Annotated in this window: 17 protein-coding genes; 10 read left to right on the top strand and 7 right to left on the bottom strand. The window is 64.7% G+C overall.

All coding sequences use genetic code 11. From position 1 onward, the window contains the following. Positions 1–94: 94 nt before the first annotated feature. Complete coding sequence (locus G6N81_RS02050; RefSeq protein WP_165132413.1) at positions 95–901, top strand: helix-turn-helix transcriptional regulator; 807 nt, start codon at positions 95–97, stop codon at positions 899–901. A 9-nt stretch (positions 902–910) separates the two neighbouring features. On the opposite strand, the gene G6N81_RS02055 is transcribed toward G6N81_RS02050, so the two are convergent. Next, the gene (locus G6N81_RS02055) at positions 911–1,408 is read right to left on the bottom strand and encodes a GNAT family N-acetyltransferase (RefSeq protein WP_165132415.1); all 498 of its coding nucleotides are present in this window, start codon (positions 1,406–1,408) and stop codon (positions 911–913) included. Positions 1,409–1,480: 72 nt separating this feature from the next. On the opposite strand from G6N81_RS02055, the gene G6N81_RS02060 reads away from it, so the two are divergent. The 4 genes from G6N81_RS02060 to hrpB are packed head-to-tail and all read left to right on the top strand — an operon-like array spanning position 1,481 to position 5,321. Continuing rightward, positions 1,481–1,963: a DUF2087 domain-containing protein gene (locus tag G6N81_RS02060; RefSeq protein WP_165132417.1), complete on the top strand. Its 483-nt coding sequence runs from the start codon at positions 1,481–1,483 to the stop codon at positions 1,961–1,963. Positions 1,964–1,985: 22 nt separating this feature from the next. Next, positions 1,986–2,417, top strand: coding sequence for a GNAT family N-acetyltransferase (locus G6N81_RS02065; protein WP_241245026.1), 432 nt, complete (start codon positions 1,986–1,988; stop codon positions 2,415–2,417). Positions 2,418–2,426: 9 nt separating this feature from the next. Beyond that, positions 2,427–2,783, top strand: coding sequence for a DUF6176 family protein (locus G6N81_RS02070; RefSeq protein ID WP_165132419.1), 357 nt, complete (start codon positions 2,427–2,429; stop codon positions 2,781–2,783). A gap of 12 nt (positions 2,784–2,795) precedes the next feature. After that, the gene (gene hrpB / locus G6N81_RS02075) at positions 2,796–5,321 is read left to right on the top strand and encodes an ATP-dependent helicase HrpB (RefSeq protein ID WP_165132421.1); all 2,526 of its coding nucleotides are present in this window, start codon (positions 2,796–2,798) and stop codon (positions 5,319–5,321) included. Positions 5,322–5,323: 2 nt separating this feature from the next. Here hrpB and G6N81_RS02080 read toward each other — a convergent pair whose 3' ends face one another. After that, the gene (locus tag G6N81_RS02080; RefSeq protein WP_165132424.1) at positions 5,324–6,502 is read right to left on the bottom strand and encodes an aminotransferase class I/II-fold pyridoxal phosphate-dependent enzyme; all 1,179 of its coding nucleotides are present in this window, start codon (positions 6,500–6,502) and stop codon (positions 5,324–5,326) included. A gap of 115 nt (positions 6,503–6,617) precedes the next feature. On the opposite strand from G6N81_RS02080, the gene G6N81_RS02085 reads away from it, so the two are divergent. Together G6N81_RS02085 and G6N81_RS02090 are read left to right on the top strand one after the other, a co-directional pair. After that, positions 6,618–6,992, top strand: coding sequence for a DUF3052 domain-containing protein (locus G6N81_RS02085; RefSeq protein ID WP_165132427.1), 375 nt, complete (start codon positions 6,618–6,620; stop codon positions 6,990–6,992). A 128-nt stretch (positions 6,993–7,120) separates the two neighbouring features. Continuing rightward, complete coding sequence (locus tag G6N81_RS02090; RefSeq protein ID WP_165132430.1) at positions 7,121–7,558, top strand: hypothetical protein; 438 nt, start codon at positions 7,121–7,123, stop codon at positions 7,556–7,558. A gap of 10 nt (positions 7,559–7,568) precedes the next feature. Here G6N81_RS02090 and G6N81_RS02095 read toward each other — a convergent pair whose 3' ends face one another. Then, positions 7,569–8,312, bottom strand: coding sequence for a formylglycine-generating enzyme family protein (locus G6N81_RS02095; RefSeq protein ID WP_165132433.1), 744 nt, complete (start codon positions 8,310–8,312; stop codon positions 7,569–7,571). Between the two features lie 95 nt (positions 8,313–8,407). On the opposite strand from G6N81_RS02095, the gene G6N81_RS02100 reads away from it, so the two are divergent. Then, entirely contained in the window at positions 8,408–9,916 is a 1,509-nt protein-coding gene (locus G6N81_RS02100; protein WP_165132436.1) for a deoxyguanosinetriphosphate triphosphohydrolase family protein, read from the top strand. 488 nt (positions 9,917–10,404) lie between these two features. Further along, positions 10,405–10,548, top strand: a complete 144-nt coding sequence (locus tag G6N81_RS02105; RefSeq protein ID WP_165132439.1) for a hypothetical protein — start codon at positions 10,405–10,407, stop codon at positions 10,546–10,548. Positions 10,549–10,571: 23 nt separating this feature from the next. On the opposite strand, the gene G6N81_RS02110 is transcribed toward G6N81_RS02105, so the two are convergent. From G6N81_RS02110 to G6N81_RS02125, 4 genes are all read right to left on the bottom strand, one after another. After that, positions 10,572–11,222, bottom strand: a complete 651-nt coding sequence (locus G6N81_RS02110) for a DUF6226 family protein (protein WP_165132442.1) — start codon at positions 11,220–11,222, stop codon at positions 10,572–10,574. Positions 11,223–11,506: 284 nt separating this feature from the next. Then, entirely contained in the window at positions 11,507–11,821 is a 315-nt protein-coding gene (locus G6N81_RS02115; RefSeq protein WP_165132445.1) for a transcriptional regulator, read from the bottom strand. Next, entirely contained in the window at positions 11,818–12,318 is a 501-nt protein-coding gene (locus G6N81_RS02120) for a hypothetical protein (protein WP_165132448.1), read from the bottom strand. Before G6N81_RS02120 ends, G6N81_RS02115 begins: the two co-directional genes overlap by 4 nt. A 98-nt stretch (positions 12,319–12,416) precedes the next feature. Beyond that, the gene (locus G6N81_RS02125) at positions 12,417–13,283 is read right to left on the bottom strand and encodes an LLM class flavin-dependent oxidoreductase (protein WP_165132451.1); all 867 of its coding nucleotides are present in this window, start codon (positions 13,281–13,283) and stop codon (positions 12,417–12,419) included. A gap of 226 nt (positions 13,284–13,509) precedes the next feature. Between G6N81_RS02125 and G6N81_RS02130 the strand changes: the two genes are divergently transcribed. Then, positions 13,510–14,823: an ISL3 family transposase gene (locus G6N81_RS02130; protein ID WP_165137591.1), complete on the top strand. Its 1,314-nt coding sequence runs from the start codon at positions 13,510–13,512 to the stop codon at positions 14,821–14,823. Positions 14,824–14,854: the final 31 nt, after the last annotated feature.

The raw sequence follows: 14,854 nt of genomic DNA on the forward strand, positions 1-14,854 counted from the left end.
GAGACTCTCGCGCCGAACGAGACTCTGCGCTCGCCCAATCGTCGCGTCTGACTAGCCATTCGGCTAGCGGACTAGCAGGGGCTAGCCTGCTGGTATGCCGGACGCCACGACCTCCCGAACCGAGAACGCGTTGCGTGAACGCGCCCTGCGATCGCAGGCTGATCGACACGCGGTCACGCTGGAGTCTCTTCTGGCCGCGTTACGGTCGCCGCGACTCGGCGACCGCGCGGCACGGGACGCCGCCATCGATATCGCCTCACGATCCCTCGTTGCCCTGCGTACCGACTCCGATGAGCGCACAACCGATGCGCTCGAGCCCGTGATGGGGGCGTTCGCCCGCCTCAAAAGCGACCTCGGCCCGCTTGTCCGCTTCGGTGAGCTCGACGTTCAGTTCGTCGAGCCTCCCGCGAACGGGCGCGCCCTGCCGGGGGACGTCGCACACGCGGCCCGCGCAATCGTCCGCAACGCCGTTCTGGCGTTCGTCGATGCCGCGGAGGCGAAGCGCGTGCGCATCCATTGGGACTGCGATGGTCTGAACCTGCTCATCGGTTTGCGCGATGACGGAACGGGGGAACTTACCGCCCACGACGATGTTCTGCGCCCCATCGCCGAACACGTCACGCATCTCGATGGCACCTTAGCCGTGGACTCAACACCGGGCTGGGGGTCAGAGATCGATATTGCGATTCCTCTTGATCCGCCACAGCACGCGCCAGCGATTGACGCCGATCTCACCGACCGTGAGCGCGAGATTCTTGGCCACCTCGTCACGGGATCCCGCAATAGCGAGATCGCTGGACAGCTGAATATCAGCCCGCACACCGTTAAGTTCCATGTCTCGAAGTTGCTCCGTCGCACGGGGACACGAAATCGAGCCGAATTGGCCGCGCTGTTCAGCTAGCGACAGGCGTCACATACCGTCCCGCACCATGCGCGCCTCGATGAGCAACGGCATGTCCGCGTCGCGTTGTTCGGCGCCGTCGAACACGAATCCGTTCTTGCCATAGAAGGCGATCGCTCGCGGGTTCGTTTTCGCCACCCAGAGCATGGCGGGCTCTGCTCCGAGCACGGCATCAAGCAGCGCCTGGCCCGCCCCGGAACCGTGATGTTCGGCGAGCAGATACAGGAGAAACAGCGCTCGACCTCGCGGCGCATCCTCGCCGGCGCTCCCGGCCATAGCCACCCCGGTCATCACGCCATTGACCTCGGCGATACGAACGATATGCGCGGGATTCGGATCGCTCAGAATCGTGTTCCACATTCGGCGGCGCATCGCGCGATGGCTCTCATCGAGGTATCCCACGGGAAGCACATCGGTGTATGTCTGTTCCCACCCGCGCACCTGCACCGCAGCGATCGCATCGGCCTCGTCACGGCGCGGCGGACGGATCGTGAACTCACCAGGCATACGGTAACCCTAGACGACACCACGTCGTCAGGTTGCGGTCCGCTGGTAACGGCTACATGCGAGACTTCCCTGATGAGTTTGATTGACGCCCGGGCTGTTTTCGCCGCTCTCGCCAATGACGCATCCCGCGCGCTCTATGCGGCGCATGTGCTGGGAGACCCGGCCATGGTCACGCTCTCCCCATCGAAGCGGAAGCGCGCCACGGAGGCGCTCGCCGCGGCGGGGCTTTTGCATGAGGATGCCGCGTCGGCGCAGCCCTTCCGCGATCTCCTCGCGGCCGTCCAGACGCCGCCGCGCGTGATCGTTGATGGCCCCGCACGGTTTCTCGACGAGGACGGCCGTTTGCTGCGTTTCCCCCGTACCGAGGCCGACAGAATCGCTCTTCTCGAGCTCATCGCCGACCGCGTGTTGCCGTCCGGTGAGCGAATTGACGAACGAACGCTGGGCGAGCGAATCTCGTCCATCACGGACGATGTTCCGCTCTTACGCCGCTACCTCGTGGACTACCGGTTTATCGATCGCACACGCACCGGGTCCGAGTATTGGCGCATCTGACGCACGGGGTAGATTCGTACGGGTGAATGACCTGCGCATCGTTGATCTTCCCGCCGACTCCGACCTGTGGGGCGTCGCGCTCCCGGTTCTTCAGGAGCTGCGTCCGCATCTTTCACGTTCCGTTCTCGACGACATCCTGATCGAGGCTGCGCCACAAGGACTCGCGTTTATCGGCGCCTTCGACGGCGACACCTGCGTTGGCGTGGCGGGATGGCGTGTCATCGCCAACACGAGCGCGGTGCGAAAGGCCTACGTCGATGACCTCGTCACCGCAGCCTCAACCCGGTCGCGTGGCGTCGGCGCGCTGTTGCTCGATGACATCGAACAGCGCGCGCGCCAGGCGCAGTGTCACGTTCTCGATCTCGACTCCGGCGTTCAGCGCTTTGATGCTCACCGTTTCTATCTCCGGGAACGAATGAGTATCCAGGCTCACCACTTCGTCAAGGCTCTCTGAGGGGTTTCCATGCGAGTTGAGCTCACCCGGTTCCGCGTTCTGCCCGGCACCCGCGCCGTCGTTGACGAGTGGATGGCCTTCCTGCAGGAGAATTACGAGGCCGTGCTGGAGACCCTCGAGCCGGAACAGATGTACGTCGAGACAATCTTTTGCGAAGAGATTGATGGAGTCGACTACCTCTACTGGTACTCCGTCCAAGGAGAAGAGGAAGCGCAGGATGTGCGCCACTCATCTCACTGGATTGATCAGAAGCATGTCGAGTATTGGCAACGCTGCATCGACCCCGACCACCCGCCGACGGATCTCACACCGTTGATCACGATGCTGCCGACGCGTATCGAGCGGGCGATGCGGCCCCTCCCCTGAGATGATGGCGAGATGGCCTCTCGTCCTTTCGATATCGCGCGTATCGGCGCGGGCCTCGTCGTTGCGCGCGCCGAGAGCGAGCTGCGCGCCGCGGCGCAAACAGGCGCGATGGTCGTCACCGCCGCCCCGGGAACAGGGAAGACGACGGTGGTTCCGCCGCTCGTCGCCAACCTGGTGGACGGACGCGTTATCGTCACACAACCGCGCCGCGTCGCCGTGCGATCGGCCGCCAGACGCCTTGCGCAGCTCTCGCAGACGGAAATCGGTGGCAGCGTTGGCTACACCGTGCGTGGCGAGAGTCACACCAGCGAGAACACGCGCGTCGAGGTTGTCACCCCCGGGGTCCTCCTGCGACGGCTCCTCAACAATCCGTCGCTCGACGGCGTCGGTGCGGTGATCGTCGACGAGGTTCATGAGCGATCGATCGACGGCGACCTGCTTCTGGGAATGCTCGCGGAAGTGCGGGAGCTGAGGGACGATCTGCTGGCCGTTGCGATGTCAGCGACGCTCGACGCTTCCGCCGTCTCCGATCTTCTGCGCGGCGCAGCAATCGTTGATGTTCCGTCCGCGCTACACCCGCTGGAAATCGCCTACACACCAGGACCGACACGTATCGACCAGTGGGGCGTCTCCCGTCATTTTCTCTCCCACCTCGCGGCGGTCGCCGTCACGGAACACGCTGCGGATGGCGGCGACGCGCTGGTCTTCGTGCCGGGGGCACGGGAAGTGGACGCCGTTGTCGACCTCATCCGGTCGCGCGCCTCGGGCGTCGAGGTTCTGCCCCTGCATGGTCAGCTGCCGCCCGCCGAACAGGACCGGGCCACGGCGGGGCGAACCTCCGAAACAGAACCGCGCCGCATTATCGTTTCCACCTCTCTTGCCGAAAGCTCCCTGACTGTGCCGGGAGTGCGCCTCGTGATTGACGCGGGGCTCTCCCGCGAGCCACGGCGCGATGCGGGGCGAGACATGACCGGCCTGGTTACCGTTTCGACGTCCCGTGCGGGCGCCGAACAACGGGCTGGACGTGCCGCGCGTCAGGAACCTGGCCGCGCCGTGCGCGTCTACACGGAGGCGGAGTTCGCTGCGATGAGACCGGAGGCGACGCCGGAGATCACGGCGGCCGATCTCACGGACGCCGCGCTCCTGCTCGCCGCATGGGGAACGCCGCGAGCGGAGGGCCTTCGGCTACTGACTCCTCCCCCGGTCGCGGCGATCGACCGTGCAACAGAAACGCTCCGCTCTCTCGCCCTGATCAGCGACACGGGTCATCCGACGCCCCTGGGTGCGCGCGTTTCCCGTATGCCGGCCGGCCCGCGAGAGGCTCGAGCCCTGCTCAGCGCCGCCGAGCACGATGTGCCCGCGCGCGCTGCGGGCGAGGTCGTCGCGGCGATCTCCGGCGGATACCGTGATGCGGGAGCCGATCTGACACGGGTGCTCCGGGAGCTGCGCGACGGAATCGCGGCAGGGTCCGCGCGCTGGCGGGCAGACGCAAAACGCCTCGCACAACTGAGCAGTGATGTCGCGGCGGGAACATCTACCGACGCCGCGGGTACCGTCACGGCTCTCGCCTTCCCGGAACGGATCGCTCGCCGTGTCGCAGCGGGGTCTCGCACCTATCTCTTCGCCAGCGGCACCCGTGCGGCGATCCCCGAGTCCAGCCCTCTGCTGGGAACCGACTGGATCGCGGTGGCAGAGGTGCAGCGCGCTGACGGCCGCGTGGCCGAAGGGACGGGCGCCGTTATCCGGCTCGCTGCGCCATTGTCTGAAGACCGCGCGATCGAGCTCGGCGGCAACCTTCTGACCGTGACGCGGGAATCGCGCATCATCGATGGCGCGCTTCGGGTGCGGGAACAAACCCGCCTCGGTGCTATCCCGCTCTCATCTACTCCGGCGCGAGCAACGGAGGAGGACATCGCGAGCGCGTACGTCGCACATGTGCAAGAAAGCGGCCTCAGCGTCTTGCGTTGGAGTGACGAGGCGACCATGTTGCGCGGACGCCTGTCATTTCTTCACCGCAACCTGGGCGAGCCGTGGCCTGATGTTTCGGATGATGCCCTCCTCGCTCACACGGACGATTGGTTGCTTCCGGCGTTGCGGTCAGCGGGACATCGCCCGAACCTGTCATCGCTTCCGCTCACGCAGGCTTTGCGGAGCCTTCTCCCGTGGCCCGCGGCGGCACGATTCGATGAACTGGCGCCCGAACGCCTGGCTGTTCCCTCCGGATCGCAGATACGTATCGTCTATCCGGCGTCGGACGAGGCAGATGCGCGCCCCGTTGTTCCCGTCAAACTGCAGGAGGTGTTCGGCCTGGCGCACACACCGCGCGTCGCCGACGGCCGAGTGCCCGTGCTGTTTCACCTGCTCTCGCCCGCACGGCATCCGCTCGCGGTGACGGACGATCTTGCCTCGTTCTGGAGCGGACCATACGCCGATGTTCGCAAACAGATGCGCGGCAAATACCCGAAACACCCATGGCCGGAAGACCCGTGGTCCGTTCCCGCCACGGCAAAAACGAACCGGGCGCTCCGCCGACAGTAACGCTATGCGCGCAGGGCTCCCACCAGGTTCCCCACACGACGGAGGCCCTCGCGCAGGTCACCCTCGCTCGCCGCATACGAAATGCGCACATGGGTGGCGCCGGTGGCGGTGCCGAAGTCGCGCCCCGGGGTGATCGCGACATGGTGATCTTCCAGTGCCTGGCGACAGAACGTCTCGGAATCCAGCCCCAACGACGACACATCGCAATACGCGTAGAACGCGCCGTCTGGCGTCGCCGCGACGGGAAGTCCGATGCGCTCCAACCCATCAATAACGATCGCGCGGCGGCGAACGAACTCTTCTCGGCGCTGCTCGCACGCAGCGAGGGCGGAGGGTGAGAACGCCTGGACAGCCGCGAGCTGCGCAGGTGCGGAGGCACACAAAAAGAAGTTGACCGCGAGGCGCTCGGCAGCGTCCGTGAGCTCGTCGGGCAAGACCACCCACCCGAGCCGCCATCCGGTCATGCCGAAGTACTTCGAGAAGCTCCCGATCACGATGGCATCGGGATCGATCGTCAACACGCTCGGGGCTGGCAGCCCTGCCGCATCGGGATCCTGCAGATCAAGGTAGATCTCGTCGACGATGCGCCACGCGCCGCGCTCGCGCGCGATGCGGCAGATATCGGCGAGATCCTTGGCGGCGATCGCGGTGCCCGTCGGATTTGATGGCGTCGCCACCATCACCGACGTTGTGCGCTCAGTCCAGGCACCGTCCGCGAGGGCCTCGTTGAGCTGGAAACGCGTCTTGGACGTTGTTGGCACTGCGACAACGTCGCCGCCAAAGGCTTTGACGAGCTCGCGATTGCAGGGGTACGACGGGTCCGCCATCACGACCTCATCGCCAGGGTTCGTCGTCACCGCGGTGGCAACGAGAAGGGCAGCGGACGCGCCGGAAGTCACCATAATGCGCGAGGGGGCGATCACAACACTGTGCCGATCGACGTAGAAACGCGAAATTGCCTCGCGCAGCTCCGGCAGGCCCATTGCCGGCGTATACGGGAGGGGCCTACCGTCCATTGCCTCGATCATGGCCCCGCGTACCTCATGGGGTGCGCCGAAGTCAGGCTCGCCCAACGAGAGGCGCACGACATCAATGCCCTGCACCTGGAGCTCTGCGGCGCGTTGCCCAATCGACATGGCGTAGAAGGGTTCGGCGTCCAGGGCGCGCTGGGCAATCTGCATGTGCTCTCCTCGTCTTCGTTCCGACCCGAGATTGTCCCACGCGCTGGTGGCAGACGCTCTGGTGGCAGACGCTCTGGCGCGATAGCGTCGAAGCGATAGATGATGAGGAGAAACCATGCCCCGCACTGTTGCCGAAAAGCTCCTGATCGCCCCAGAATCGGAGCTCCTTCTGCTCGCGACGCCCGAACAGCGGACACTTCTGGAACCACTGCCGGATGGCGTCACCGTGGCCGATGGCATCACTCGGGACACAGAAGGCGTTGCGGTGGCATTTGTCGATGATCGAGCCGGGCTCGACGCGCTGCTCGCCGAGATCGTTCCCGTTCTGACATCGTTCCGCGCCGGATGGATCGCGTACCGCAAGGGTGGCCGATCCGATATCAACCGGGACTCGATCTGGGCACGTGTTGAAGAAATCGGGTGGACCCTCAACGCGAACATCTCCCTGTCGGACGAATGGTCCGCCGTCCGCTTTAAGCGTTCCACCTGACGAGGTCCATCACACATCACATCCATGACCACGCCCTTCACTCGCACATTTCGCCTGGGCGCCGGTGTTGCGCTCGCCGCGGGATGTGCAACGGGCACTCCGCAGGGGGCAACGACATCGATCCCGAGGTGACCGAGCTTCCGACGCCACCGCCGGGCGACGGTGAGCTCACGCCGGCTGCTCTCGCGATGGTGCTCGACCCTGGCTCCGGACCGGAGCTGTGCCTCGGTGCGATCGCCGAGTCGTATCCTCCGCAGTGCAGCGGCCCTGCCATCATCGGGTGGACCTGGCCGGACGACGATGATGTATTCGACGAAGCGTCTGGTGTGCAGTGGGGAACGTTCCGGGTGTCGGGCACATACGTCGCAGAGGCAGCTGAGTTCACGCTGACCGAGGCGGTTCCGAGTGATGGCAGCGATTTGCTCTCCGCTGGCGTCGACGGCATCACCGGCACGGTACAGCTGTCCGTCGTCTTAGATGACGGCTCGCTACAAGCCACCGCCAATGAGCGCTACGGCGATGGCGTTGTCGTCGTCAACTCCGCCCTCGTGCCTATCGTCGACTGAGCCGATCGGACTAGAGGGACACCCAGCCGGTGAGGATGCCGTCGTCACTTTCGATCTCGTTGATCCGATCACGCTTCGCTGACCAGCCCTGTGCATCCGGGCCGTCGAAAGCTCCGCGCGCAAACCGCACGCCGATGTCATCCTGAGCCTGCCGCGGCCTCGCACCGCTCCTGGTGTGTGCGCTCGCCGCCTGGCTGGTGGTCGCGAAGCTCCCTCCGCGAATCACCCGGGCATCGCGGTCGCGGGGAACATCGAACAGGTCCCAGCACCACTCCCACATATTGCCGAGCATGTCGAACGTTCCGAAAAGGTTCGGCAGCTTGCCGCCAACGTCGCGGGGCGCGACCAGGTTGTCCGCTGCCGTCCAGGCGACGTCAGCGAGTGGCCCGTAGTGCGCGGCGGGCGATCCGGCGCGACAGGCGAACTCCCACTCCGCTTCGGTCGGCAGTCGATAGCCGTCAGCATCAACGTGCCAGGTGACCTGCTCGCCGTCGAAGGTGTACGCGGAGTCCAGGCCCTCCCACTCGGAGGCGGCATTACACAGACGAATCGCTCGTTGCCAGGAAACATGAGCGGCAGGCCGACGTGGGTGTGCGGCGCTCTCACCAATCAGTTCGGCGACGAGTTCTTGTGTCACCGCGAAGACGCCGATCTCGAACGCCTCCAGTTCCACCGTTCGTTGGGCCCTGCGCCGTGCGTCGCGCAGCGTCACGGAACCGGAAGGGACGCGCGCGAGTTCGATATCAGGGGTCACGGGGCTCACGGTAGCGCCTCGACATGTGCCTCCCCGTCGGGAGAGCACCGCGCGGTGTGCTGATCGTCGCTCCCCGCGTCTGAGACACTGTGGAGATGCGAGCAGCTGTTACCACCGCCGTCACCGATCCGCGCGTTGCGCGCCGAGTTCCGGAAACGCTCGACGCTTTTCAGCGTGCCGAACGGCATCCGGAATACCGAGTCGATATCGAACGAATCCGCTTCTCGCCGTATTTCTCTCGGCTGTCAGCCGTCACGCAGGTCATTGCCCAGTCTGGCGCGGGCCTCGCCGTGCACAACCGTCTCACCCACTCCGTGAAGGTCGCGGCCGTTGCCCGTGCGATTGCCGTTCAGCTCTCGACGGATCAGGGCGAGACGGGACGAATCGTTCAGGAACTCGGCGGATGTCACCCGGTCGTGGTGCAGGCCGCAGCCAGCTCTCATGATCTCGGGCACCCGCCCTACGGGCACCTCGGCGAACACACGCTGGACCGGCTGGCGAAGGACCGCTTCGGACTGGCCGAAGGCTTCGAGGGCAACGCTCAGACCTTCCGAATTCTCACCCGGCTCGATGAGCACGATCAGCCGGGCGTCGGGCTGAACCTAACGGCCGCGACCCGCGCGGCAATCCTGAAGTATCCCTGGCTTCGAGGCAACGGAAACGGACGCAAAGGGAGCTCCCACAAGTTCTCGGCCTACGCCCTCGACGTTGATGAGCTGCATGACGCGCTTTCCGCGTATCCGTTGATCGACACCGGGCAGCAGACAGTCGAATGCTCCGTGATGGACATCGCGGATGACATCGCCTATTCCCTGCATGACCTAGACGATTTCTATCGGGCTGGTCTCCTCAATCAGGCGACGATTGCGGCCGAGTTCCACGCCTGGTCACGGGACCTAAACGAGCTGCGCGCCTTGGATGATGCCGCCCTGCGGTATGCGAGCCGCTCCCCCGGCCACTCGCTCGAACTTCTCTGGCGACGCCTGAACAAGAAGGATCCCTGGATTGCGGATCCCGACGCATTCGCCGCCGCTGTCGAAAAAGTCTCTGACGAAGTTGTCGACGGCCTCCTGACGGTACCCTTCGACGGGTCGCTCGGCGCCGATCGCGCCCTCGCACGTTTCACCTCAGGCTGGATTACCCATCTGCAGGCATCGGTAACCGTGCGGCGGGATCCGCATGTGCGATCCGGGCATGTCAGCCTAGATACAACCGCCTGGCATGAGGTAGCGGTCTTGAAGTTCCTCCATGAGCGGTTCATCCTCGATCGCCCCGACTTGGCGGTGTACCAGCGCGGGCAAGCGACCATCGTCGAACGGCTCGTTGATGCGTTCGCCGCGTGGCTTGACGATTCCTTCGATGTCCGCCGTGCGCCGAGACGCCTACTCGATCTGGTCGACCTTGCCGCTGATGACTATCAACAATTGCGCCGCGACTCACCCGAGCTGCTTGATTCCGTGGACTCCGCCGAACTCCGCCTGCGGGCAAAGGGCCGCGGAATCATCGATTACGTCGCGTCCTTGACCGACGCACAGGCGAAGAACCACGACGCGATGATCAGCGGACAGACCGAGCGGCTCTGGGACGCCGGGCAAGGTCTGTAAATCGCACGGCTGAGCCCCTCTCATCGCGTGGATGAGGAGGGCTCAGCCGTTGGCTAGCGGGCGCTTACAGCCCGAGAAGCGCGAGGAGGTCGATCACCAGACCGCCAATAGATCCGAGCAGGTCGCCGAGGGGGCCAGAAAGCGTGTCTTATCCTAGAGCGTTTCACTGAGGTTCTCTGCTCCGTCTTCCCGCCGTGATCACGATCGGCCTATCGGGCTGCACCTCAGCGCAAGAACCCGACTGGTCGGCCGCCCAGTCACAGGCGGATGCGTTCACAGATGCTTCCTCGACGAGCGAGAACTCCCTCGGATGGGGTTCCTGGCGGGCCGTGCCGAACACGAGATCCCTGATTGACGAGGGAAGCGTGACTCTGGAGTACACGTCAGAAGCTCGCGTAGATAGCATCAACGCTGCGTGCTTCGGCGGGGGCGAGGCACGCTTCACAGCCACCGTTCGCATGGCCTCGGCCGGGACAACCGTAGACTCCATGACACTCAGCTGCGATGGCGAACCACGCCTGGTGCCACTCGGCGCATCGCTCGAGCACGTCAACGCAATCCCGTTTTCCGGTGGTATCGACGAGGGTGACGGCGCGGTGATCGCGGCCGTCGTTGCGGGCGTCGCCGACTAGACGGTATGTAGTGGCCCTGTTGATCAAGAGGCTGAGGCCGATCGCGGCCAGGAATCCCATCCTTCGGAAAGGGAACGGAGGATGGGTCTGGCGTTTTTGAGGCGCTGGACGGGAAGATCTTGGGACCGGGACTTTCCGGATCTCGCGCCGTCAGGAAAGGTGATGGCGTAGCCGACCCAGGGGCGAAGTCCGCGTTCAATCATCTCTCGATAGTTGCCGCTGACGGTCGCGAACACCTGCTGCTCGAGTTCATCGGCTGCGCCCTGCCAGTTCGAGTCGCATGCGTCGCAACCGCAGTCTGGGTAGCGGAAGTCGTGCAGCAGGCCCGCGTGTATATAGATGCCCGGGTAGGCGGTGAAGACCAACGTGAGGGAAGCGCACTTCGGATCATTGGGTCGTATCCGCACGGCCCGCACCACATCGTGAAATGCGGGATGCAGCAGATCACCCGCCGCCTCAACTCTTTCAACGATTTCGACGTCGTACGTCTCGCGGAGGTGTGCGATGAGCGCGTCGCCGACAACGTGGAGCGGTGCGAACCGCTCGGGATGTGTGTCGACGGAGTAGGTGTCCTCCGGAGGTGACCCGTGCCACCGATTCCCATAGTCGATCACGGCACCGTCAGCATCGCGGAACACCGGCTCGTCGACCACGGGACGGACGTAGGAACTCATTCCGTCATCCTGCCTCAGCCTTGCCGTACCGTCTGGCCCCGCTTCATGCGACGGTGAGCGATCTGATCGTCAGCCCGTCGCGGGAGCGGCCAATCCCGTGATCAGGCGGCTCGACCCGCGGATTCTTGTGGTTCGGCAGAGCCCCCTGTGTCCCGAACGGGTCTACCGCCAGCCGAGCGCGGGCGCGACGTGGGTCAAAATCGACTCGATCACGTGCGCGTTGTAGTCGACCCCCAACTGGTTGGCCTGCTGTGTCCAGTTAGCCATCTGCCAACTCACTCGTCCTAGCGTCCTTCGTCGACGATCTGCGCTAGGGCAGCAAGATGAGCTTCCAGTGCTGTCCTCCCTCGCGGCGTGAGACTCACCCACGTCAAGCGCCGTGAGTCGGCCCGTGCGTCTGAGCTTTCCTTGCGAACTGTGATGAGTCCGGCTGTTGCTAGGGTCTTCAAGTTCTTCGAAAGATTGGCATCGCTGAGCTGGAGAGTGTCTCTGACAACGGCGAACTCCAGTTCAGCGACCCGACGCAAGAGTCCGCAGATGCGCAGACGCACTGGAGAATGGATGATCTCGTTGAATGCCGCTATGACGGGAGCGCTCATGTGGTGCCCTGATCTTGAGCGAGTTCTTTCCTGAGCGTTTTGTCGTAGCGACGGCCGAGCACCACCGTCGCCACGAATGCACTAATGACCACGGGAAGAACCCACCACGACGAAACCTCAGTGAGACGAACGACGAGAGCCCCGGCCATGGCGAGCGCCAGTACTCCGACGGAAGCCAAGAGCATCCGACCGCTACGCTTGCCAGTCGGCTGAGTGAGCGAGAGGCCGTAGCGCCGCGAGTAGGCGGTGGTGAGCACGGGTATAGCGATGATGCCGAGGGTGACGAGCGAAATGCTCAACGGAGGCGACAGGACCTGAGCCAGAACAAGGACGGACACAATGAGCCCCAGAGCCGGGTGATACCACCATGGCGTTACGACTTGCTTGGCCAATCGTGATCGGTCGGCACTCAGTCGACTGAGAATATCTGCCGCCTCGGATGCGGAGGGCGGTTGCGGTTTGTCGCCAGCCGGTTCCGGGATCAGGTCTCTTTCCATACTGGCAAGCGTATCGGAGACTTTCCTATACGGAAAGTGACTTGCTAGAGTGATGCGCAACAACGGCAGGGACTGACGAACGTTTTGAGGAGGCGAACTCAGATCACGTCTCCAACGACAGGACCAGCCGTGTTCGGCTTCCAGCCCAGCTCCGGCGCAACATACTTGGCGAACGACTCCAAGATATGAACACAAAAAGCAACGCCCAGCTGGTTGGGAACCGTCAACAAGAGAGTGTCCGCCTCGGCGATTGCTTCGTCATGACGCAGCTGCTCGATGAGCGCTTCGGGCTCGTCCGCGTAGGACCGTCCGAAGATCGCCGTTGTGTTCGCGTCGATCTTGCCAATCTGATCATCGGTGTCGCCACCGACGAAGTAACGACGGTCGGTGTCGTTCGTGATCGCGAAAATCGACCGAGATACTGATGTGCGCGGCTCGAAGCCCCACCGATCGCTGTCCCATGCGTCCCGGAAAGCGCGCAGCTGCTTGGCCTGTTGCACGTGGAAAGGCTCATTGGACTCGTGGTCCTTGAGGGTCGAGCTCATCAGGTTCATCCCGTGCTCGGCCGCCCACACTGCCGTGGCGTCGGAACCCGCGCCCCACCACATGCGCTCGCGAAGTCCCTCGCTATGCGGTTCGAGGCGAAGCAACCCGGGAGGATTCGGGAACATCGGCCGCGGGTTCGGCTCTGCGAAGCCCTCGCCCTCCAGCAGCTGAAGGATCAGTTCGGCTTTCTGACGCGCTGCGTTCGCTCCCGAGGGGTCGTCGTCCGCGGAGGTGTAACCGAAGTGCCGCCATCCGTCGATGACCTGCTCGGGTGAGCCACGGGAAACGCCGAGCTGCAGGCGCCCATCAGAAATCAGGTCGGCCGCGCCGGCGTCTTCGACGAAGTAGAACGGGTTTTCGTAGCACATGTCTGGGTTGTGACGCTTGAGCAGGTTCAAGGCGAAGCTTCTGCGCGGCATGGACTTGCGGCAGAGTCTGGTCGATTCCCTCAGGCGAGGCTCACCCAGCGCATTCGATGGCTGTCGTGACTCCAGCCCGTTTGTCAGTTCGGGCTCCTTTCGGGGCTCATCGTGTTTGAGGGTGTAGCGCGGAGCTGACGTGCCGGCGGCGTGGCGATCGGTGGAACGAGGTCGAGGCCTCCCGAAGATGGAAGTTCCTACACTCACCCATCCGAAAGACCTCGACCTGTCCCACGCTACCTTCGCCGCCCCTGACCTGACTGCGTTCTGCCTCCTCGATGAGCACGGCCTCACCGTCACGGGACAGGAGATCGCCCCGCATGTCGCATTGTTGGAGTGTCGGGTGACCGATCGCGACCCGTTCTGTCGCGGCTGCGGTGCCGAAGGCGTCGCGCGCGGGAGCGTGACGCGTCGGCTGGCGCATGTCCCGCTCGGTTGGCGGCCCACGACGCTCCTCGTCCGCGTGCGACGGTTCGCCTGCTCCTCCTGCGGCACCGTCTGGCGCGAGGACACCACGAGCGCGGCCGAGCCGCGAGCGAAGCTCACCCGCTCCGCGGTGCGCTGGGCGCTGGAGGCCGTCGTCTGCCAGCACCTCCCCATCGCCCGTGTCGCCGAGTCCCTCGACGTGTCCTGGCATGCCGCCAACGACGCGGTCCTCGCCGAAGGCCACCGGCTCCTCATCGACGACAAGGGCCGCTTCGACGGGGTCACCACGATCGGCGTCGACGAGCACGTCTGGCGACACACGCGCTTCGGCGACAAATACGTGACCGTGATAATCGACCTCACCCCGGCCCGCGAGAAGACCGGGCCCGCCCGGCTGCTCGACATGGTCCCAGGCCGCTCGAAGCGCGTCTTCAAGACCTGGCTCGCCGGACGCCCCAAGGCCTGGCGCGATGGCATCGATGTCGTCGCGATGGACGGCTTCACCGGCTACAAGACCGCCGCCGGCGAAGAGATCCCCGACGTGACGGCGGTGATGGATCCGTTCCATGTCGTTCAGCTGTTCGGCGATGCGCTCGACAAGACCAGGCAGCGCGTCCAGCAGGAGACTCTCGGGCATCGCGGCCGGACCGGCGACCCGCTCTACGGCTGCCGCCGTCTGCTCAGGACGGGGCTCGGACTGTTGAAGCAGCACCAGCTCGCCAAGCTCGAGGCGGTGTTCGACGCGCATCCCGATCATGTCGCCGTCGAGGTCACCTGGGACATCTACCAGCGCGCCGTCGCCGCCTACCGGCACAAGCAGCCGGGCACGGGGAAGAAGATCTTCGAAAGCGTCATCGAGCAACTCAGCGGCGGCGTCCCGAAGGACCTGCCCGAGCTGATCACCCTCGGCCGCACGATCAAGCGCCGCGCCGGCGACATCCTCGCGTTCTTCGACCATCCCGGCACGAGCAACGGGCCGGCCGAGGCGATCAACGGACGCCTCGAGCATCTCCGCGGCACGGCACTGGGGTTCCGGAACCTGACCCACTACATCGCCCGATCACTGCTCGAAGCCGGCGGCTTCAGGCCACTACTACACCCTCAAACACGATGAGCCCCTTTCGGGAGCGGGAACGCCTGGCAGC

Source organism: Microbacterium amylolyticum, assembly GCF_011046975.1.
GTDB classification, from domain to species: domain Bacteria; phylum Actinomycetota; class Actinomycetes; order Actinomycetales; family Microbacteriaceae; genus Microbacterium; species Microbacterium amylolyticum.

Coding starts and splice junctions, on each gene's coding strand:
- G6N81_RS02125 (WP_165132451.1), bottom strand. CDS start 13,283: ATGCCGCGCAGAAGCTTCGCCTTGAACCTGCTCAAGCGTCACAACCCA.
- G6N81_RS02120 (WP_165132448.1), bottom strand. CDS start 12,318: ATGGAAAGAGACCTGATCCCGGAACCGGCTGGCGACAAACCGCAACCG.
- G6N81_RS02070 (WP_165132419.1), top strand. CDS start 2,427: ATGCGAGTTGAGCTCACCCGGTTCCGCGTTCTGCCCGGCACCCGCGCC.
- G6N81_RS02050 (WP_165132413.1), top strand. CDS start 95: ATGCCGGACGCCACGACCTCCCGAACCGAGAACGCGTTGCGTGAACGC.
- G6N81_RS02105 (WP_165132439.1), top strand. CDS start 10,405: ATGACACTCAGCTGCGATGGCGAACCACGCCTGGTGCCACTCGGCGCA.
- hrpB (WP_165132421.1), top strand. CDS start 2,796: ATGGCCTCTCGTCCTTTCGATATCGCGCGTATCGGCGCGGGCCTCGTC.
- G6N81_RS02055 (WP_165132415.1), bottom strand. CDS start 1,408: ATGCCTGGTGAGTTCACGATCCGTCCGCCGCGCCGTGACGAGGCCGAT.
- G6N81_RS02085 (WP_165132427.1), top strand. CDS start 6,618: ATGCCCCGCACTGTTGCCGAAAAGCTCCTGATCGCCCCAGAATCGGAG.
- G6N81_RS02060 (WP_165132417.1), top strand. CDS start 1,481: ATGAGTTTGATTGACGCCCGGGCTGTTTTCGCCGCTCTCGCCAATGAC.
- G6N81_RS02110 (WP_165132442.1), bottom strand. CDS start 11,222: ATGAGTTCCTACGTCCGTCCCGTGGTCGACGAGCCGGTGTTCCGCGAT.
- G6N81_RS02080 (WP_165132424.1), bottom strand. CDS start 6,502: ATGCAGATTGCCCAGCGCGCCCTGGACGCCGAACCCTTCTACGCCATG.
- G6N81_RS02100 (WP_165132436.1), top strand. CDS start 8,408: ATGCGAGCAGCTGTTACCACCGCCGTCACCGATCCGCGCGTTGCGCGC.
- G6N81_RS02115 (WP_165132445.1), bottom strand. CDS start 11,821: ATGAGCGCTCCCGTCATAGCGGCATTCAACGAGATCATCCATTCTCCA.